The organism is Paenibacillus sp. 2KB_22, assembly GCF_052115745.1.
Taxonomy (GTDB): domain Bacteria; phylum Bacillota; class Bacilli; order Paenibacillales; family Paenibacillaceae; genus Paenibacillus.
Genome location: NZ_JBFRHG010000006.1, coordinates 65113 through 86319, shown reverse-complemented (window position 1 = coordinate 86319; position 21207 = coordinate 65113). Strand labels below are relative to the sequence as shown.

Sequence of the window (21207 nt, the reverse complement as noted above, 5' to 3'; positions counted from 1 at the left end):
TTTATATAGATAGATTAACAGGAGGAAAGTGGACATGGGCAGAATATCCGTATCCCTGTCGGATTTACGAAGAGCCGTTCAACAATGCGAACAATTGCAGCAACGGCTTATACAACAGGAACAGAAGATGCGTACGATTCATGGAAGGTTGCAGCAGGATTGGGTAGGGACATCAGCATCGGTGTTAACTTTCAAGATGCAGTCTTTTGTTGAAGGTGCTTCTGTTAGATTAAATGAACTAGAAGCTCATAAAGAGGAATTGAAGCGATACATTCGCAAGATGGAAGAAGCGGACAGAGAAGATCAAAGAAATCGCAGCAGGATGCAGTAATTGTCTATATCTGCTCACACGTAAATAGTCAGATAGGAAGTAATCTTCCCACCTAACTATTGTTGCTTCGTTCATACAATTGTATCGATTGAAGTCACTTGCGCAAGCAGCTATTACTAATTAGTGTAAATCAGTATTATTCTTGTTCAAAGTTTGAATTTTCTCTTGGATATACTGGTGGTAATCGCGGAAGCTGCTGATGTGATGTAAAGAATCGGAATTCTCAGACTGGATCTTAATTTTACCGTCCTGAGGCAATTTTTTCATCTCAGCAATGACGGATTTGGAACCTTGGATATCTCCGGACATGTCCTGAATTCGCTGTAATAATGCTGGATGTCCTTCATGCTGGAGCATTTCGGCGAGCGGTCTCATTTCCTCCAACTTTTGACTCGACCGTTCAAGTGTGGTCATCACCTTGTCTCCATCTGTACTTGCGCTAAGCGAAACCATTCGGTGGATGTGATCTTTCTCCATACGCTCAAGCGCCTCCAAATGGGAAGCTTCCAGTCGTTTGGGATCGCTCCAACTCTCCGATCGAACGGTGTCATTCTGTTGCTGGGAAGTATTATTCGCAGTGCCATTGCCACAGCCCCATAACAGAGATGAGCAGGTTAACACGGCTCCAACGGCGATGATACTTTTTAACCTCATGCTGTCACTCCTTCAATAATTTCCTGAAGGTAGTATGAGCTATATTATCCAAAATCATGCTTCATCTGTTCATTTCTTTCCCATAATTAACAAAGGCAAAGAACGAGCTAACTGTATGTATCATTGCAGTGTAGCCGGATCTTATTTTTTGGGATTGCGGCTATCGATGAACCAACCCGGTCCTGTCACACTGATGACTTCACGTGTGTCATAGTTGTATGAAACGGTAATATGCTCATCTTCGTGACCTGTTACATGACCATATAGGTACAATCGGGAATGGACTGAAGGGTCGTCAATATCATGACTCGTGATGACAAAGTCTGCGTCATAATACTCCTTAATGTATTGGATGCTGACGGGTGTAGCTTTTTCAAGAATGTTTTGCTTATCTGATGTGGACAGGCTAGAACATCCTCCGATTGCAAGTGTAAAAACAAGTAAGTATAGAGCCATAAGTTTTGTTTTAATCAAGCTTTCATTCTCCTTTTTGGTGATAAACTCTAACGACACTTTTATTCTAATTTTTCTGCTAGTACAATTGCAACGGTAGTAATGAGGTGAGAAGCTTTATGAATCTTTATACTAATAACATATGGCGCTGGACCATCAACCTTCTTTATCCTGCCATCATCTTTGTCTTTCAGAGCTGGGGCCCGATATTGGATTCTTGGACAGGTCCCATTTTGTTCGTTGCGCTGTTCTGTTTTCTATGGAGCGATGTTAAAGATATGTTCCTCTCAACGGGACTGACATGGTTTATTGCCATCCCGTGCTGGTGGTATTGGATTGAACGTCCGAAACCATCGTTCGGCGCAGAAAATTTTGCCGCACATTTGTGGTTAATTGTACTGATATATATTGTTTTCGTGCTCATTCCTCAGACCTTAATCCTGACTAGTCGGTTGCGGGTAATGGATTACATTAGGGGGAAACAAATATGAGTCGTCTCAAAAGAATCAACAAGCCATACTTCATCTTCCTCATCTGGAACGTACTCATGATCGGCGCTGTCCGTGGATTAACCTTCCAGCATGAGCCGGGTAGAGGGGTGTCTGGTAACGGTAACCTGGGACTTCTGGTGTTAGCTCCATCTCTTCTGACCTTTCTCATTCTATGTATCTGGACGATGTTTCTATCCAAATGGTGGTTGTACGATCAGCGTCAACGCTGGGGAGGAAAGATACATGCCTGTGTCCCCTTCGCGGCTTTCTTGCTGTGTGTGTTGTCTGTCGCTTGGGAGCTACACAACATCAAAGACCTACGCCTCCAACTCAACGGATTTACGAATGATCCGGATTCGGCCGTATACCGTTTTGGTTGGCTGAACCAATACACGAACACACTGTTTTACAACGTGCCGATCCTGTTGTTCGGTCTGTCTTTCTCCATATTTATAGGCTGGCTGATGGAATGGAAACTTCGCAGTCCTAGGTCCGCCTAATCCGAACTGCAAACGAAATTATCCTTCATCAACACAAACACCCCTCATCCGTCGTACCAGACGGGCAAAGGGGTGTTTCACGTTTTTACTATACTTTCCTTTTATATTTCCCTGTATACGGGATGGTGAGATGGATTTTCAGATCCTGGATCGAGTCTTCGGTAAGCATCATCTTGCTGCCATTGTTAGATAACTTGCGCCACAGCTTCGGATTTTTGCGATACAGCTTCTCCTGAAGGCCGTAAATATCCACACCACGCTCAAGGCCGTGACGATAGGTCTGCATAATCTGCTCACGCAACTTCACTTCACTAATCTGGATCATCTCTTCATAAGAGGTGGGCACCAGATATTCATACAGGGCAGTTAGGTATTGGGCGTCAATATTGAACTTGACCTCTTCACCCTGAATGACAGGTTTGATTTTGATTTTCGGTAAACCTACACTGAGTGCCCCATAGATCGTTCCATCCTTCTGCACAAGCAAGGGAGCACGCCGCATGTCCTTGATCAGCCAGTGATAACCGGGAAGCTGACTACGTGGAAGGTATTCAAAGTCAACGCCTGTCTTTTCGAAAAAGGCCCCCTCGATTAGAAATAAATCCTTTTTCTTCTCGTTCTCGGCCCATTGGGAATTGTTCAATGCAATACTGGGCAGATACGTCGTGGTAGCCGGATCATTATGCGTTGCAATGAGCTTGAAGCTAAGAACGGGCGGATACAATGATTCTTCCATATAAGTCGGGAGCGGATTATGAAGAATGCTATCCAGCGGCGACATATTATAGATGGACGTTGCACTGAGAATTTTCTCCAGTGGTTCGCGGGTTCCGTAGACCCAGGTCGTATAACGGGATTCTGGGAACCGTCCCAGCATATCGAACACTTCTTTGATATGTTTGCTGGTAAGCACCCCTTCTGCCATGACGATGGCTGTCACATGCCCCCAAGCCATGTGCAATTGAGCGGTGCGGAACAGTTCGTTCAGCGCCAGACTCATGGTTTTCCCTTCGGCATGGCCGACCCATACAGGTGGGGTATCTGCACTTTTGGTTGAACTTTCACTTTTGGCGACACTGGCAAAATCAAGCGTTTGTACATACAGGTGATACATCCCGTCTTTGTAATCAATGCCAAAGGCTTTGGCGTAGTCTACCTGTTGAATCTCAAAAGCACTCCAGCATCCGCTTGTCATCACACACATCGATAGGCTTAACAGACCCAGCGTACATCTCTGCAACAAACGCTTCATCTTCCGTTCCCTTTCTTGCGGGGTTCTTGGGTTTCGAGATAGACGGGTCTGCGTTTACCCAGGCCTTTTGGCAGTTTGAATAATGAAGCTATCGCTTGTTTGAAATGAAGCGGTGTTAACGGCGTGAGATACGGAATGCCAAATGATTTGAGATCGGTCAAGTAGATGAGGAACAGAATCAATGACAGGATGAACCCAAAGATGCCGAGGGATGCCCCCAGGACAAAACAAAGGAAGCGCAGGATCAGTACGGAACTGGTCATGACCTGGTTTACAATGGTCGCTCCAGCTACAACGGTGACTGCGATGATGACGATCATGAGTGGAGAGACCATCCCGGCACGAATGGCCGAATCTCCGATAATCAGACCTCCAACAACAGTCAGTGTCTGGCCGATGGCACTTGGCAAACGTACCCCTGCCTCACGGAATAGCTCCATCAGCAGCATAATGAGAAACATCTCCACTCCGGATTCCATAGGAAGTCCCATCCGTCCAACCGATATCGTGGCGACTAGAGGAAAGGGAATCTGATCCATATGAAAGGATGTCAGCGCAATATAGAATCCGGGCAGGAACACGGTGACCATCAGGCCAAGAAAGCGCAGCATCCGCCCTACGTTGACAGCTAAGAAGGGGAAGCTGGCATCTTCCGGTGATTTGAGCAAAAGAAACAGATTGACTGGCCCAATAATGGCGCTGGGATTGCCGTCCACAATCAGGATAAAGCGTCCGTTCAGCAGACATTCCGCCGCAAAGTCAGGCCTGCCCGTATAATGGGTCACGGGAAACAAAGTAATCTTCGAAGGGGACAGCAATTCTTCCAGTTCATTGGCAGTCAGGATGCGTTCAGTTTCTATCTTGCGCAACCGATCCTGGACGTCTTCGATCAGCTCCGGATTGGCAATATTCTTGATATACATCAGGGCTACCTTGGTTGCAGAACGTGAACCGATCATTTCGATGTTACAGGCCAGCTGGTTTGTGCGTAGACGTATGCGTATCAAGGCAACATTCACGGCAAGCGGTTCAATGAACCCATCCCTTGCCCCGCGGATCGAAACTTCGGTGGTGGATTCCTCCGGTGTCCGAGTAGGAATGTTAGATATATCAATACTCCACATGGCTTGCAGGGAAGGGATACTGATCAACATATGACCTTCAAAAACGCGATGAGACATCAGCTCCGTTCCGAATGCCGGATCTTGCAGGTCCATCCGGGTCCACTGGAGGCTGATGGACTTTTCAATGTCGGACGTATGGACAAAATGTGTATGCTCATACGTACGTTTGAGTTCCGGGAGAATAATATCATAGATCGCTTCACTGTCCACCATACCACTGCAATAGACCATAAGAATCTGCATCTGAGATTCCCCGATCATGTGACTATTAATGATGACGTCGTCAGATTCGGCAAAAAAGGTGTTGAGGTTATGCTCGTTCATTCGAAAGGGTTCAACGGTAGGATTATTCTTGGGCTGAGTTGAGATCGGCATGAGCGGGAACCTCCTTGTCCTTTTTGTGGATTAGTGAAGCAATGGTTAGTATCACTGTAACGACTGAGACATAGGCGAGCATGACCGGGAACTGAATATGGTCTACATAATAATCCACGTAATCAATGCGCCACCATTGCATCGCCATGAGGCTCATCATGACGGTGATGGTGAGAATAGCGATATATCGTTTCTTCGGCCTGCGAAAATTCAGCAGATCCACGATGAGATACATGGATATAGCCACTCTTGCGAAGGAACCACTAAGCCACTGATAGATGGACAAAAAATCAACGTGTTGCAGCAGCTTGCCGATATTTACAAGTTTCCATTGCTCATAGGGACTGTTCCGTTGTTTTGCTGCTTCTTCGGGACCGAATTCTACGATGGCTCCGATGGTTGGTCCAATCGCCATACTAAGCATGAACAAGCCGAGGATTAGAACGTACCACCACCGAATTTTACCTTTGACTTCATGTTGGAACAGCATGAGAATCCAGATTTCCATAAGTCCGGCAAGAGAATAGATCATGCCCCGCCAGACGGGGCCCATGCCGTTCTCCATAATCGGGAACAGCAGACTGTAGTCTTTATATTTCATATTGGCGGACATTACAAAATATCCGAGCAGAACTACAAAGGGCAGTAGAAGACTGGAAGTCATCGCAATGGAGCGTATGCCTTTGGCTGCCGCCCAAGCAGCAACCAGTGCTCCTCCACCGGCCAACACATAAGGAGGCGTGAATTGAAGATATGTGGATACGGTCCAGTTAGTTGTCTCGTACAACGTATGTGTGCCAAGTGTGAATAGCAGAATGGAAGCAGAGACCCGAAAGGTCCATGAGGGAATGGCTCCGAATTCTCGGGTAATCCAATCCGTTAATCGTTGACCACGTACCCGCCGAATGATGATATACATCATACACAGAAACAACATGAACAATGGAGCGGCGGCTACGACAGACAACCAGCCGTCTCTGCCGCCAGCTTCGAGTATCGCTGGAACAGACAAAACATGGCAAACGAGCCCTGCACTTAATAAAAGGATGGAAAAGGACAACCAGATGGTAATTTGACCTTTTTCACGACTCATGGAAATCTCCTTTCCAATGAAGGAAGTTTCCGTTAGGTTGTACAGCATACAGGAAGTTGATTCCTTTTTCAGTTTTTTGAATCAAAATATTCAGCAGAAGCAACAACCGGACAATTATTGTCTGCCATATCTGGCATGTATGCCTTAATGCTGTACATCTCCTCTTATAGAACAGACATATATTTCCTAACCGATTTCTGCAAAAAATGTCCCTACTGTGCCTGTCATCCAAGGTATACGGTTAAAGTACATCGCAGACAAGAGGAGGACGATGCGAATGAACTGGTGGTCTTCGAACCGGCTTCGCCTGATTCAGAACAATCTTCGTGAGATCGATGCGGGGATGAATGTGGACCTGTTGATGAAAGAACTTCAGGAGTTTCAAGCCAATGTGTTGATGATGAATGCGGGAGGCATCTTTGCCTTCTATCCTTCCACATTGGAGCACCAATACGTCACACCTTATCTTCATACGGATGTACTAGAGGAAGCCATCACCAAGGCACATGAGCTGGATATGAAGTTTGTTGCCCGTTTTGATTTCAGCAAGGCCCATGAATCTTTGTTTGAATCAAACCCGGAATGGTTCTATCGTGACCGTGAAGGTCAAGAAGTGAATTATTTTGGCATAGTGCATACATGTCTGAACGGTGCGTATCAGCAGGAAAAATCACTCGAAACCATTACGGAAGTATTGGAGAAGTATCCAGTGGACGGTATTTTCTTCAATATGTTTGGTTATCAGCACTGGGATTACAGCGGTAACTATTATGGTCCTTGTTATTGTGACAATTGTCAGCGTCGTTTCAAAGAGATCTGCGAGAGTGAGCTACTGGACTATACAGGGCCTAAGCATGAGCTGCATGCAGCGTATCTTCAGTTTCAGGAGTTTACTTCGAGAGAGATTCTGAGCAAAATCCATGACTTGGTCAAATCCCGCTGGCCACATGTGGCAATAAGCACCTACCATCCTCATCAGGTCGATATCATTCGCAAGGAATCCAACACATCACTTACCCGTGCTTTGCCTTTATGGCAGTACTCCGCTTCTGAAAATGTAGCTTCTGTCGTACAGAGTTGGGATAACAAGTTGATCAGCAATTGCAGCATCAATGCCATCGACTTGACCTATCGGTTCACAGGTGTTTCGCCGTATGAGACCGAAGTGCGGTTACTGCAGAATATCGCGAACGGATCAGGGCTGGACTTCTGTATTATTGGCGCATTTGAGGGATATCCGGATCGAAGGAACTTCGCTGTGGCACAGCGTATCTTCCGCTATCATGCAGACCATGAACATATTTATGGACATCTCGCTTCCATGGCAGAAGTCATTTTGATCAAACCATCAGCGGCTGGGGCGGGAATCGAATATCTGGGACTTTTCAAAATGTTAAAAGAAGCCCATATCCTGTTTGATGTCATTGTGGAAGAACAGATTGCAGCCATGGCGCATAAACTCGCCACAGTGAAAGTAGTCATCTTGCCCGGGGTGCAACGTCCTGAGCCACTAACATTAGAAGCATTAAATGAGGTGCAAAGTCAGGGAGTAGCGCTGCTTGCTACAGGTAATGCCTTCAAGAATGATGTGGAATGTTTGCAGGAATGGTTTGGGGCTGTGCACTCAGGGGATGTAGATATGCTGCCTGCGGCCTACTTGCATGTAGGGGACAACGATCTCTTTCCCAGTCTGAAGGATAGGGAGTGGATTACGGTCAGCGGCGGTTTTTCGCGGATGCAGTTCATCAATCCATCGCATACAGAGCGAAGTATGCCTTATATCGAACCAGCCTCTTTTGGTCCACCGGAGCGGGCCTATGGTCATCAGTTGGGAGAGAGCTACGGATTGGGGATCACCCAATATGTAGATCGTGGGGCAGCCATTTATTACAGTTGGAATCCAGGTACGTTGTATTACAGACACGGTTTTGAAGATCACAAATATGCAGTGACGGATATACTCAATCGTTTCATTGGAGAACGCTCATTGAGAAATGACCTTCCAGCCAGTGTGGAGCTGTTTCTGAATCGGATGGAAGATGGCAACCTGTTGGTTCAACTATTGAACTTGTCTGGTTTTAATGGCACGACATATATGGAAGCGTTACCGTTGTATGACCTTGCAATTGAACTTAACCACATCGGCACATCCGTACATGCATACTCCCTCTGTTCGTCCAAGGCTGTTCCCATCAAGCAAGAGGGAAGTGTAACAAGGATTAGCCTCGCTATGTTGGCACGGTATGAGGCCATAGTCATTGACGTGCATCATGCTTCGAAGAGAGGGGTGACGTAGACGGATGAACACTCAGCTAAAGACGTTAAATCGCTCGACGGGCAAGTTGCAAACCGGCGGTCTGCTATCGCGCATGTACAAACACCGGATGATATATTTACTTATTCTACCAGGGCTGTTGTATTTCTTAATATTCAAAGTTGCTCCTCTATGGGGACTGCTTCTCGCCTTTCAGGATTACAATCCATTCCTTGGATTTACGAGCAGTGAATGGGTGGGTTTTAAGCATTTCAATGAGTTGTTTGGCAGTTCCAACTTCTATATCATGCTGCGCAATACACTCGCCATTAATCTAATCGCGCTGGTATTTCATTTCCCATTGCCGATCCTGATGGCGCTGATGCTGAATGAAATCCGGCATGAGACGTTCAAACGCATCAATCAATCGATCGTATATTTACCGCATTTTCTGTCATGGGTCGTTGTTGCCAGCATGACGTTTTTCCTGCTCTCCACCGACGTTGGTATAGTGAACAAACTGATTGCGCAGAGTGGCAAGGATACGATCTCATTTTTATCCGAACCGAATTATTTCTGGGGTCTGCTTACCGCCCAGAGCATGTGGAAGGAAGCCGGATGGGGCACGATCATTTTTCTTGCAGCAATGGCGGGCGTGGACCCTCAGCGATACGAAGCAGCGGTTGTGGACGGGGCTGGACGTTTCCGGCAGATCTGGCATATTACCTTGCCGGCCATCCGGCCAACCATTATCATCTTGCTCATTCTACGCCTTGGGAGCATGGCGGATACCGGTTTTGAACAGATCCTGCTGATGATGAACCCCTTGGTGCGATCGGTGGGGGAGGTATTTGATACGTACTCCTACACGTATGGTATCTTGCAAGGCAAAATCAGCATCGGAGTTACTGTAGGGCTATTCAAAGGGTTGGTCGGATTGTTCCTGATTGTGGCTGCCAACAAAATTGTGAAAAGACTTGGACATGAGGGGATCTATTAACCCGTAGGGCCGTTGTTCTTTTTGGACAGGAGGATAAGAAATGAGCTTTGTTGTGCAGAAAAAAGGTCTGACACTCTTTGACTGGATCAATTACATTCTGGTTGCCTTGATCTCGCTAGCCTGCATTTTCCCGTTTCTGTACGTGTTCAGCGTATCGTTTACCGATCCGAAAGTGTATGTGCCGCTGAAGTTTTATCTTTTTCCGGAGAAATGGTCGCTGGAGTCGTATCGTTACATTTTATCAACGAATAGCTTCCTGAACGCTTTCAAAAGCACGTTGTTTATTACAGTGGTTGGCACCATACTGAATATTATCGTATCTTTCACGATGGCCTATGGTTTAACGAAGAAATCGTTGCCCGGTCATAAGTGGATTATGGGGCTGGTCATTTTCACCTTGGTGTTCAGTGCTGGCATTATTCCCAACTACTTGCTTGTTAAGGAATTGGGGCTCTTGAACTCCTATTGGTCCATGATTCTGCCTGGACTGACGAATGCATGGAGCTTGATTGTGATTAAAAGCTTTCTCGAATCGCTGCCCTCCGAATTGGAGGATGCGGCACAGATTGACGGATGCAGTGACCTGACGGCCTTCATCCGCATCATAATCCCGTTATCGATGCCAGCCATCGCGACGTTTACACTGTTCTTCGCAGTGGGACACTGGAACGCTTATTTTAATGCACTCATCTATCTATCCGATTCTAGCAAATGGACGCTTCAATTACTCATCAAAACCCTTGTAATCGATTCGAATTCGGTCGCCGTGGCTCAGGCGGGAGCCAGTGACGAAAGTGTTGTGCCGCAGGAGACCATTCGAATGGCTTCCATTGTACTGGCGATGGTACCGATCCTGATCGTATATCCATTTTTGCAGAAGCACTTTGCCAAAGGGGTCATGATTGGTTCGGTCAAAGGGTGATGGTTACAAAGCGAATAAATGAAATGTTTATTAAATGAATATGCAAACGCTTACTAAATGATTTTAGGGGAGGAAAATAACCATGCAAAAGCTCAATAAACGATGGACGGCTTGGCTCTGTATTCTTTTGACCGTTTCCATGCTTGCCGGGTGCAGTGGATCGGGAGAAGCCACTAATCGAGGTACAGGGGAATCTGGGGGAGATGAGACGCTGAATATCAAGATGTTTGCAGGTTTATACAATGAGATTCCCGATATGGACAATGAATATTGGACCGAATGGGAGAAACGAACGAACGCCAAGTTGGACATCGAATGGGTACCGTCGGGAGATCTGGATACGAAGCTGGATCTGCTGCTCGCGTCGGGTGATCTGCCCGAAGTGGTGGCCTACCAGAATCAGATTCGTCCAACCCTGATTACGGCGATTAAGAACGGTGCCTTCTGGGATCTGAAGCCCTTCCTTGGTGACCTTAGCGAATATCCGAATCTGAAGGAGAATCTGGCGCCTGATGCATTGAAATATCTGACTGTGGATGGTGGAATCTACGCGGTTCCGCGCTCCCGTTCGCGTATTGACGGCGGACTGAAGATTCGGGAGGACTGGCTGAAGAAGTTGAACCTGCCAATTCCCAAGACATTCGAAGAGTATAGGGAAGTCTTGAAAAAGCTCGTGGATAGTGACATGGATGGTAATGGGAAAAAGGACACCGTCGGCTTATTGTTCATCAACAATCCACCAGCAACGTTCCAGGCGGGATTCGGAGCCTATAATCCTACCTATGATAATGACGGCGGGCTGATGAGTCCAGGCTTAACACCTCAGTATATCGAGATGATCGAATGGTTCCGTGAACTGTATGCGGATGGATTGTTATCGAAAGAGTATGCCGTCATGAAGGAGAGCCAGGCCGAGGAACTCTTCAAGACCAATCGGGCCGCTTCCTATGGACGTCCAATCTGGTGGGATCACGAATGGGAGCAGGCCATGAAGAAATCCGGCCAACCGGATGCGAAGATTCTGAATCTGTCTCTGACGGGTCCAAATGGAGATGCGGCTGTCGGGTTAGAGACAGGCGTAGCGGGTGGGTTCTACATTTCGAAAAAGGTCCCGGAAGAAAAGGTGAAGCAGCTTCTGAAGTATTTTGACATGACGGCTTCTCAGGAGATGACGGATTTCTCCTACTATGGAATTGAAGGTGTTCATTATACGGAGCAGGACGGACAGAAGGTTCTGACGGAACAGGGAGTTAAGGAAGTAAATACGACCAGCAAAGGGGCAGGCGTGCTCGCTTACGCCAAGTGGGGCAAGGTCATCAGTGCTTCTGGCGATAAAGCTTACAATGATGCCAAAATCAAGGAAGTCGAGAACTTTGATGAGATAGGCAAGATTGATTTCTACCGAGTCATCACATCCGAAGCATGGAGAGAGACGTGGCCCAAATATTCAGACGAGTACAGCTCCATGCTAACCCGGACAATTGTCGGCCAAACCAGTGTGGAACAGTTCAGAGCCTACGTGGACAAATTGAATAATCAGCCTGATATCAAGCAGGCTTACCAGGAAATGGCCAAAGCGTATGATCAATTCAATCAACCAACAATATCAGAATAGAGGAGAAGCGATGAAGAGCCCAATAACCGAGCAGGAACATCGTCCATGGTGGCAGCAGCCGCTGCGCATCATCCAGCCCAATATGCAGGTTAAGGATACGGCTAAGATTAATCCCGGGAAGCTAGCAGATCAGATCATGGAGATGGGCGCCAATGCGATGGTGTTCAATACCGGTGGGATCTATGCCTGGTATTCATCCCAAGTGAAATTCCATGTGCATAATGAGTATTTGCCCCAAGATCGTGATCTGCTGCGGGAGTTGATTGATAGCTGTCATGAGCGGGGGATTCGATTCATCGCCCGCTTTGATTTCAGCAAGGCAGAGGACTCCGTCTATCTGCAGCGGCCCCAATGGTTTGCTCGCAAAGAAGGAGGGCAACCAGAAATTATTGGGGCTACACGTCCAGGCGCCTGGCCGTTAATCATGTCAACCTGCATTAACGGAGGTTATCGGAATGAGGAATTAGCAGTTCCGGTCATCCGTGAAGCGCTGGAACGTTATGAGATTGATGGTGTCTTCTTTAATGCCCCTGGATATGTCTTTTGCCGATGTTCCATATGTCAGGAGAAATACAGAAGTCTGTATGGTGCGGATCTGCCTGGAACGTCTGCCGAACTCGAGCCTGATTTTGCTGCACGTTGTTTCGATGATAATCTGGGACGGATGTATGAGGAGATTAAAGCCGTCCGGCCTGAGGTACCAATGATTCTATATTATAACCTGCACCGGGATCATCTGGAGAAAAGGGTATCCATTACGGATATGCTCTGCACAGAGCCACAGGATGTCCTGTCACTGGGACATACGCGCATACCGGAATTTTGGCAGCCCGCGCTCAGTATCAAAGTAGGGCGCTCCGTTCCTGGACGTCCGGATCCCTTCGGCATCATTCATTCCTGTCCGGGGATGGACTGGCGCCACACGGGGCTCCCACCAGCCGAGTACCGGTTCTGGCTCTCACAGATTCCGGCCAATGGTGGCCAACTCTGGCACTCCCTGACCGGAATTCCGGATACGATTACGGATAAGCGGATCTTGCGTACGGTGAGAGAAGTCAACACGGATGCCGCAAAACTGGCTTCTTATATGGACGGTGCACAGCCGATATGTCAGGTAGCGTTACTCTGGAATGCAGACCGATCTGCGGAAGGTTTGGCTGAAGCGCTAATTCATAAGCAAATTCCGTTTGATGTGATTCTGCCGGAACAGTTGGCAAGCGTGGATCTGCATCGGTACCAGGTCATTCTTTTGCCTGAAGGATGTACGTATCCGCCTGATTTTTCCAAATCGTTACATGAATATGTGAGTCAAGGAGGGAGTGTGTTTGCAGAAGGACATTTGCCCATGGAAGAAAAGCAGACTAGGTCCCTTTTGGCAGATCTGTTCGGTATTACCGGGGAAATACAGGAGAGTGAGTATTTATTCGCTTCTTATTTGCGCTTCGAATCTTCGGCATCTGTAGGCAAAGGCACACCTAAGGGCACGAACCCTTTGCAGCGTGAACTGGAAGAAACCGAACTTATCCCCCATCGCGGCAAGGTAATGTACTGCCAACCGATCGATACAAATGTACAGGTACTGGCAACGCTGGTACCTCCATTTTCTCCCTTGGAAAGTGTCGGCGCACCTCCTGAACGGGCTTCACTGGCTGTAAAACAGACGGATCTGCCGCTGGCACTGCTTCGTACACTTGGAGAGGGAAAAGCGTGTTATCTCCCCTTTTCGCTTAGCAGTCTAATCCAGGAATTTAAGCTGGAGGAACATTTCAGACTCTTCGCTAATGCCGTAGACCTTCTGCTGGATGGAAAGGCACTGGTATCTGTGACAGCCATTCCGGGACTACAATTAACGGTTTTTCGCAAAGACGACGAGCTGCTTATTCATCTGGTCAACGGAGCAGGACGCAGACCATTGTCTTCCGTCCTTCCGCTCCACGATATTGAGATTACGGTGGGCTCTGGTGAGGGGAGTCCTGTAGGAGAAGCAGAAGCTTTAATTACCGGAAATCTTCTGGAAACGGAATGGGTTGAAGGTGAGTTGAAAATAAACGTTCCCAGACTTGATGTTTGGGAGTGTATCCGCATACCGCTCTTGATATAATGAACCCTAATAGTTGAGGATAATGAGCATAAGGTAGCACACGGGGGTGATTCCATGAGACGTATCATGCATACCGTCAAATCCATATTGGATCGCTGGTTCGCAACGAATGGGTATTTGAAAAGGCTGATCTGGCTGGGTTGCATGTCGGTGGTCATTCCGGTAGTGCTTGCCGGAAGTGCATATTATCATTTCTCCATGATCAAGTTGACCGGGCAGTTTCAGGATAACAACATGGCCTCTCTTAATTTGCTCAAAGACCGGGTCGAGAATATTCTGACCAATATTGAGCATGAATCAATGCAGCTCGCCAGCGGTCCCTTAATGCGTAACGCACTGGGGAATGCCAATTATGAGAGCGATTACTTTCTGCATCTGGATCTGCTGGAGTTGTTTCAACTTCACAAAAACACCAATAATCTGATTGAAGAAATGATCTATTTTGACGGCAGAACGGATATGGTTTTATCCCATTACTATGGATTGGTCCCGTTGGTAGATTACCGAGAGAAGCAGGATATGAAGGTCGCGCTTGAAGGAAGCCAAGGGGCCGGATGGATGTATCTGCCTGGGTCCGGAGAGGCGGGTTATATCTCCTATGTTAGACAACTGCCAATCATGGGTCAGGGGCCACCGAGTGGTGTGATCATTCTGCAGATGAAAGAACAGGCATTGCGAACTCTGCTGCGAAGTTATTCGGTCAGTCTGGAAGATCAGTCCCTGGCGATCTTGAATTCAGATCAACGAATTATTTTGCATACAGACGGACCTAAGGCGATTGGTGCAGCGGCATCTGATGATGCCATATTACAGCAGATTGCGTATCTGGAGGGGAGGGAAAGGTCAGGGCATGACGTACTGAAGGGGGAGCAGGGTAATGAACTTGTGGCTTATGTGGGAGCATCAATGGGAAGAACCTATGTGTCCCAGTTGCCAGAGCGGGAGATGATTGCCCAGTTGAACTGGATTCGCGTATTAATCCTGATCTGTGTGTCCATCTTTGTATTTGTTGGATTACTGCTTACCTGGTTCAGCTCGCGGCTGGCCTATAATCCAATTCAACAGTTGCTGCGTTACGGAGAACATCTGCGCAGAAATGGCCAGGAATCAGCCCCCAAAGGGAATGAAATTGAATATATCAGGTCTTCACTGAGTTATCTCAACGACCAGACGGAGAAGCTTAACCGTTATATTGAGGGTATACAACCTGATTTGCGTGATCGGTTCTTTCAGAAGCTCTTGCAATTCAGCGGTTCATGGAGAGGGACTCCGTTGGCAGAGGAATGCGCCAGACATGGTGTTTCAACCGAAGGACAGTACATTGTGCTGGTGGTGAAAGTAGAGAATTTGGTGAAAAAGAAACGTTTTTTACCAAGTGAAGGTCCCGTCATTGTTTTTGCTTTGAAAAATGTAATGGATGAACTTCTCAGTCAGAATGATGATCTTAAAGGATACGTGGTGGATAAAAATGATAGTGACTCGGTAGCGATATTACACTTTGATGCAGAGATGTCTCCTGTTGATATAAGGCAGAGGGTATGTCGCTATGCAGAGGATATTCATAACGCTCTGAATCAGTACCTATCCTTCTCGGCTACGGTTGGCGTGGGCCGGTCAGTTCAACTTGAAACTGTAGCAGAGTCGTTCAGGGAAGCACAGCTTGCGCTGCAATACCGATTATTGGACGATGCGGAGAATGTCCTGTTCTACGAAGATATTGTAGCGATCGAGCGAAATCCGGTGTTTATGTATCCGCGAGAGATGGAGACGGAGATGATGGAGGCATTATGGAATGGTACCCTTTCCGAAGCTGAAGATGTACTTCACAGGTTTTCCAAAAGGGTCCGTGGTTCCGAATCGTACACAATCATGATCCAGGGCTACCACATGCTGTTGTCGGCCATTATTCAATATATGGAAACCAAAGGGCCAGGCATGCTTGAACGTCTTGGTGGGAATCTGTTCGATCAGTTGCAGGAGAATCAGACGTCACGAGAGATGCATGATTGGTTTATTGGGGTGTTGTTTCCGCTATGCATAGAGATCAGTCAGGATCTCCGTACACATTCATCCCGTCATATTGTGCAACGTGTGTGCGAGCACCTTAACCTTCAGCCTGAAGGGGTACAATCCCTCTCGGATTGTGCGGAACTCGTGAATGTCAGCCCATCCTATCTGAGCAGGCTTTTCAAGAAGGAGATGGGAGTATCCTTTATCGAATATCTGATGAATATGAAAGTGCAAAAAGCAAAGCAGCTGCTAAAGGACACCGATTGTACCATTACGGAAATTGCGGAAAAGGTCGGCTATTCTGAACGTAATTTGAACCGTGCGTTTCAACGTTTCGTTCATATGTCCCCGAACCAATACCGCATGTCAGTTCGCTAGATTTGGAGACAAAAGATAGACGGCGGGGTACGAAAGCTTTAACATACAGATATAGCTATCTATCTCAGAAGAAGCAACTTACGAAACTTAGAGAAATAGGGAGGAAACCTGCGATGACAAATACAACGAAGGCACCTGGAGAGACGAAAGTTGGCTTTATTGGTACAGGCGTGATGGGTAAAAGCATGGCTGGGCACATCCAGCAAGCGGGATATCCGCTGCATGTGTACACGCGAACTGCTGCCAAGGCGGAAGCGTTGGTAAAAGAAGGTGCCGTATGGCATGATACGCCAGGCAAACTGGCAGCCGCGTGTGATGTCATCATCACGATGGTGGGTTATCCCAAGGATGTCGAGGAGATTTATCTCGGTGAGGATGGTCTCGTAGCCAATGCCAAACCGGGGTCATATCTGATTGATATGACAACATCCAGTCCGCTTCTGGCTGCACGAATCTTTGAAGCTGCGGAAGCCAAAGGACTGCATGCACTGGACGCGCCTGTATCGGGCGGCGATATCGGAGCGCAGAATGCGAAGCTGTCCATTATGGTTGGAGGTAGCTCGGCGGCCTTTGAAGCCGTGCGTCCGCTGTTTGAGCAGATGGGCAGCAACATTGTGCTGCAAGGCAAGGCGGGAGCCGGGCAGCATACCAAAATGTGCAACCAGATTGCCATTGCCTCGGGCATGATGGGCGTATGCGAAGCACTCGCCTATGCCAAGACGTCTGGTCTGGACGCGGAGACCGTGCTGAAGAGCATTGCTACCGGTGCAGCCGGAAGCTGGTCGCTCAGCAATCTCGGTCCGCGTATGATCGCAGGCGACTATGAGCCTGGATTCTATGTGAAACATTTTATCAAAGACATGGGCATTGCACTGGAGTCTGCAAAAGAGATGGGCATGAAAACGCCTGGGCTGGCTCTGGCCGAATCCCTGTACCAGGAAATAGCGAATAATGGTCTGGAAGAGAAGGGGACACAGGTGCTCTACACCTATTATCTTCAGGCTTAACATCCAAGAGAACAGCAGCGTATTCTTTTTCTATTCAGGAAAGGTTACGCTGCTTTTTTTTAATTCAAGGCCTGTTTATGCGTCTAAAGTCACGGAATTGGTTAAATGTTCATATGTATTTTGCATAATGAAGAGATTTTGGTCACCTTCCCTTTATTTTTACCCCTCTTTATCCGACATAAGTAATAGAAGTTTACATAATGAATGTGTCAAAGGATGTTATTCCTCCTGTAATGGTCAGCCGTAACCCACACTACAATTAGAACGGAGCTTGCCCATGTTCAAGAAAATCCTGTCTCTGTTCAAGACACAACCAGAGCTTGCGAACCCAATTACAGCCTCCGCTTCAGCGTTACCATCGACGACAACCATTCCCCCGCGTATGGTCCGTAGTAAACGCAAGAAAAAAGCGGAAGGGGATTGGATACGCCAGCCGGAGGAGCCTAGTACAGCAGATCAGCTGATTGGTCTCCCGAGTGAATATAAAGTGCTGAACGATTTACTTGTTACCAATCCAAAGTCACGCTCCGGTTATTCGCAGATTGATCATGTCGTGATCGGTCCGCGAGCCATCTTTGTAATTGAAACCCGCAACCTGACGACAGGTGAGATCCGTGGTGGTCGAAGAGAAGCCAACTGGTCGGTCAGTAGCAGCCGGGTCAAAATGTATAATCCGCTCATGCAACATCGTGCGCATGTGGAAGCCATTCATGCACACCTCGGAGATTATAAAAGAGTACGTCTCGTCTCCATGGTGACCTTCACGAACCGTTGCCGCATCAGTGTTGATCCTGCTGTAAGATATGTGAATTCGGATGAACTCATCATCTATGACCATGAATTGGTGGAGACGATTCAGCGCAAGACGGAAAGACTTGAGTCTGAAGTTCCCGAGACCATATTCCAAGAGAAGGATATTCAGGCGATCTACGCTCTGTTATCGTCGGTGAACTCGACCGATCCTCAGATTCGGTCAGAACACATGGAGAAGGCCAAAGGGATCAAATGATTTTTTTCATGAACACTGTTGCCATCTGGCGGCAGTGTTTTTATGTTTCTGATTTTCTGTGGTAATCCGTTCGAAAGAATTATTACTCACCACGGATGATGCCGCAGGCATCCGTTGTAACCCAAAGCAGAACTTTGAACAATACTAATAGGCTTTAGACACAGGTATATCGTCGTATACACCCCATTTTTAACTTGTGATAAAATGTAAACCATGTCTAATTGTGTATCGCGCATGTTATCTGAAAGGATATTATTGTAAGAGGGTGTTTACGCCTTGAAGCAGAGGTTAATGGTTCTCAGGAATATACATACGATAGGGGAAGATCATATGATGAAATGGAATGATACGATAAAGACGTTCACAGTTATATTCAGTTTGGCAGCGATTTTGACAGCTTGTGGTGGTGGTGCAAAAGAGACAGCATCACCGGAGTCTGCCTCGGGTACAGAAGTCGCTTCGTCAGAGACAAGCAGCCCGAATGCTGACGTGACAGAAACCGCAGCCTCCGGTTCGAAAGGTAGTGAGCAGACAGGCTCAGCTACGGAAGAATCTTCTTCCACTGATGACGGCAAGATTGGAAAGGACTCCACATTGGAAGAGTTGAAGCAGCAGTATGCTGATAAGCTCGGCTATATCCGCATCCCGCTTACGGATCATCCAGTGCGTCGGGTCAGTGAGAAGGATTCCAAAAACATTAATGTGGCCAACTATAGTGATGCTGTTGTAGACATGAACGCAGAGGTGCCCATTCATTCCGATTCACAACGGTTGATTGATGATGCCTTTCCTTATTTTACAACCGTACAAGCACCTGAAGAGTCTTATGTAACTTGGGAAGAAGCAACTAATATGGAACGTGCGATGGTGAAAACGCTGTTTATCGCCCGTGAAGGTCTGTTGATTACGGAAGATGCGATGAAAAATAAGGATTACAGCAGTACATCGTTCCAGGATTCCATGGATTTCTTCAGAGTGACTGCGAAATTTGAATCCATGGCACCTGTTGCACAACACCCCTATGACATCACATTGACCACGTTATATGACAAAGCGCGTACTTCGTGGGGCAAGCTTGCTGAGATGGACCCGAAGCAGGATGAAGCAGCGTTTGCCGAGATGTATAAGACGACGAGAACGGATGCCAATAATGCGATGGGATTGCTTAACGTCCTGTTGTCTACGAATGAGGAAGAGCGTGTAGAGGAGATCTACGGAAAATAGAATTGGTACCAATGGAATGAATCATGTAAATGCCGATGTCTTACATAGAACCCTGACTGCCGTAACGTTCGGCGGCCAGGGTTCTATGTGTTGTATCTGAATGGGATAGAAGTACAGAGAAGATTCTGGAAATTCGCTTGAAACTATATCCAGAACGATGCGTATCATAAGGTATTAATTGTTTTTTAATGTAGAATATTGCCGTATTTCAGAGTATAGTTAAGGAATAATTTAACTTATATTCAATCATGATGTAGGAATGAAAATTACTGAAAACCATGAAAAAATGTGAAGAACACCATGTATGAAACTATTGGAGGTTGAGTATGAGTTCATTTAAAAGCTGGTTGAATTCAACAAAACAAGGACTTGAAGAGCAAGTCAAAAAGTTTAAAAATAAAGATTTTATGGATGCCATAGTTGCAGGCTGTGCACTGGTTGCTTTTGCGGATGGCTCCATTGACGAAGCTGAGAAAAACAAGATGGCCGGCTATATTAAACTGAGCCAGGAATTAAAGGTATTCGACATGGGAGAAGTGATTACACGCTTCAATCATTACGTGGCGAACTTTGAGTTTTCTCCGGAGATCGGGAAGCAGGAAGCGCTGAAAGCTATTGGGAAATTCAAAGCCAAGCCGGATGTGGGACGCGTTATTGTGGGTGTATGCAGTGCAATTGGTTCAGCGGACGGCAACTTTGATGATCAGGAGAAAAGAGTTGTTGCCGAGATTTGCAATGTACTTGGACTGAATCCGGGTGAATTCAATCTCTAAGTAGCGTAGATATTTTACATGTGAAGGGAGGTGAAAATCAGTGGCAAGCATTAATTTGGTCAAAGGACAGAAGATTGATTTAACCAAAGGCAATGCAGGACTTACGCAGGTGATTGCTGGTCTCGGTTGGGACCCGGTAACTGCCAAAGGGTTCTTCGGAAGAAAGAAACAAGCGGATATCGATTGTGATGCATCGGCGATCATGTTGAATGAAGAAGGCAAGTTGGTTAAGGACTCCAACCTGGTTTGCTTTCACAACAAGCAAAGTGCATGTGGTTCGGTTATCCACTCAGGTGACAATTTAACAGGACAGGGAGACGGTGACGATGAACAGATCAAAATGGATCTGTCCCGTATTCCTGCTGATGTTCATAAAGTATTAATCGTTGTTAATATCTACGATTGTGTCAATCGCAAGCAAGATTTTGGCATGATTGAGAAGGCTTATATTCGTATTCTGGATGGTAAAAACTCCAGTGAGCTCGTGAAGTTCAATCTATCCGATAACTACACAGGGTCAACTGCGTTGATCTGTGGTGAATTGTATCGTCATGGAAGTGAATGGAAATTCTCAGCAATTGGAGAGGGTTCCCATGCGGTACATATCAATGAACTCGCTCGCAGGTACTCCTAAGTACAAG

General features: G+C 46.8%; 18 protein-coding genes. 13 read left to right on the top strand and 5 right to left on the bottom strand.

Features of this window, described 5'->3' with window-relative positions:
* Positions 1–34: 34 nt before the first annotated feature.
* Positions 35–331, top strand: coding sequence for a WXG100 family type VII secretion target (locus tag AB4111_RS25805; RefSeq protein WP_442033765.1), 297 nt, complete (start codon positions 35–37; stop codon positions 329–331).
* 120 nt (positions 332–451) lie between these two features.
* On the opposite strand, the gene AB4111_RS25800 is transcribed toward AB4111_RS25805, so the two are convergent.
* A complete protein-coding gene (locus tag AB4111_RS25800) occupies positions 452–985 on the bottom strand; it encodes a hypothetical protein (protein WP_442033764.1) in 534 nt (177 codons plus the stop codon).
* Positions 986–1126: 141 nt separating this feature from the next.
* Positions 1127–1459 carry a hypothetical protein gene (locus tag AB4111_RS25795; protein ID WP_310337885.1) on the bottom strand — a complete coding sequence of 111 codons (333 nt, stop codon included), beginning with the start codon at positions 1457–1459 and terminating at the stop codon, positions 1127–1129.
* A gap of 466 nt (positions 1460–1925) precedes the next feature.
* On the opposite strand from AB4111_RS25795, the gene AB4111_RS25790 reads away from it, so the two are divergent.
* Positions 1926–2429 carry a hypothetical protein gene (locus tag AB4111_RS25790; protein ID WP_442033763.1) on the top strand — a complete coding sequence of 168 codons (504 nt, stop codon included), beginning with the start codon at positions 1926–1928 and terminating at the stop codon, positions 2427–2429.
* Between the two features lie 88 nt (positions 2430–2517).
* Here AB4111_RS25790 and AB4111_RS25785 read toward each other — a convergent pair whose 3' ends face one another.
* The 3 genes from AB4111_RS25785 to AB4111_RS25775 are packed head-to-tail and all read right to left on the bottom strand — an operon-like array spanning position 2518 to position 6273.
* The gene (locus AB4111_RS25785; RefSeq protein ID WP_442033762.1) at positions 2518–3681 is read right to left on the bottom strand and encodes a Ger(x)C family spore germination protein; all 1164 of its coding nucleotides are present in this window, start codon (positions 3679–3681) and stop codon (positions 2518–2520) included.
* Positions 3678–5180 carry a spore germination protein gene (locus tag AB4111_RS25780; protein ID WP_442033761.1) on the bottom strand — a complete coding sequence of 501 codons (1503 nt, stop codon included), beginning with the start codon at positions 5178–5180 and terminating at the stop codon, positions 3678–3680. Before AB4111_RS25780 ends, AB4111_RS25785 begins: the two co-directional genes overlap by 4 nt.
* A complete protein-coding gene (locus AB4111_RS25775; RefSeq protein ID WP_442033760.1) occupies positions 5152–6273 on the bottom strand; it encodes an endospore germination permease in 1122 nt (373 codons plus the stop codon). The genes AB4111_RS25780 and AB4111_RS25775 overlap by 29 nt, the downstream gene beginning before the upstream one ends.
* 277 nt (positions 6274–6550) lie before the next feature.
* On the opposite strand from AB4111_RS25775, the gene AB4111_RS25770 reads away from it, so the two are divergent.
* The 11 genes from AB4111_RS25770 (at position 6551) to AB4111_RS25720 (ending at position 21200) form a co-directional block, all read left to right on the top strand.
* A complete protein-coding gene (locus tag AB4111_RS25770; RefSeq protein ID WP_442033759.1) occupies positions 6551–8569 on the top strand; it encodes a hypothetical protein in 2019 nt (672 codons plus the stop codon).
* Between the two features lie 4 nt (positions 8570–8573).
* Complete coding sequence (locus tag AB4111_RS25765; RefSeq protein ID WP_442033758.1) at positions 8574–9527, top strand: ABC transporter permease; 954 nt, start codon at positions 8574–8576, stop codon at positions 9525–9527.
* A 40-nt stretch (positions 9528–9567) separates the two neighbouring features.
* Positions 9568–10449 carry a carbohydrate ABC transporter permease gene (locus AB4111_RS25760; protein WP_442033757.1) on the top strand — a complete coding sequence of 294 codons (882 nt, stop codon included), beginning with the start codon at positions 9568–9570 and terminating at the stop codon, positions 10447–10449.
* 82 nt (positions 10450–10531) lie between these two features.
* Positions 10532–12064: an extracellular solute-binding protein gene (locus tag AB4111_RS25755; protein WP_442033756.1), complete on the top strand. Its 1533-nt coding sequence runs from the start codon at positions 10532–10534 to the stop codon at positions 12062–12064.
* A 10-nt stretch (positions 12065–12074) separates the two neighbouring features.
* Positions 12075–14165 (top strand): alpha-amylase family protein, encoded by a 2091-nt coding sequence (locus tag AB4111_RS25750; RefSeq protein WP_442033755.1) that lies wholly within the window; start codon positions 12075–12077, stop codon positions 14163–14165.
* Positions 14166–14219: 54 nt separating this feature from the next.
* Complete coding sequence (locus tag AB4111_RS25745; RefSeq protein WP_442033754.1) at positions 14220–16553, top strand: helix-turn-helix domain-containing protein; 2334 nt, start codon at positions 14220–14222, stop codon at positions 16551–16553.
* Between the two features lie 113 nt (positions 16554–16666).
* Entirely contained in the window at positions 16667–17560 is an 894-nt protein-coding gene (locus tag AB4111_RS25740) for an NAD(P)-dependent oxidoreductase (protein ID WP_442033753.1), read from the top strand.
* A 277-nt stretch (positions 17561–17837) separates the two neighbouring features.
* Entirely contained in the window at positions 17838–18569 is a 732-nt protein-coding gene (locus AB4111_RS25735; protein ID WP_442033752.1) for a nuclease-related domain-containing protein, read from the top strand.
* 330 nt (positions 18570–18899) lie between these two features.
* Positions 18900–19793, top strand: a complete 894-nt coding sequence (locus AB4111_RS25730; RefSeq protein WP_442033751.1) for a hypothetical protein — start codon at positions 18900–18902, stop codon at positions 19791–19793.
* 326 nt (positions 19794–20119) lie between these two features.
* Positions 20120–20566 carry a tellurite resistance TerB family protein gene (locus AB4111_RS25725; RefSeq protein ID WP_442033750.1) on the top strand — a complete coding sequence of 149 codons (447 nt, stop codon included), beginning with the start codon at positions 20120–20122 and terminating at the stop codon, positions 20564–20566.
* Positions 20567–20606: 40 nt separating this feature from the next.
* Positions 20607–21200 (top strand): TerD family protein, encoded by a 594-nt coding sequence (locus AB4111_RS25720; protein WP_442033749.1) that lies wholly within the window; start codon positions 20607–20609, stop codon positions 21198–21200.
* The last annotated feature ends 7 nt before the right edge of the window (positions 21201–21207 follow it).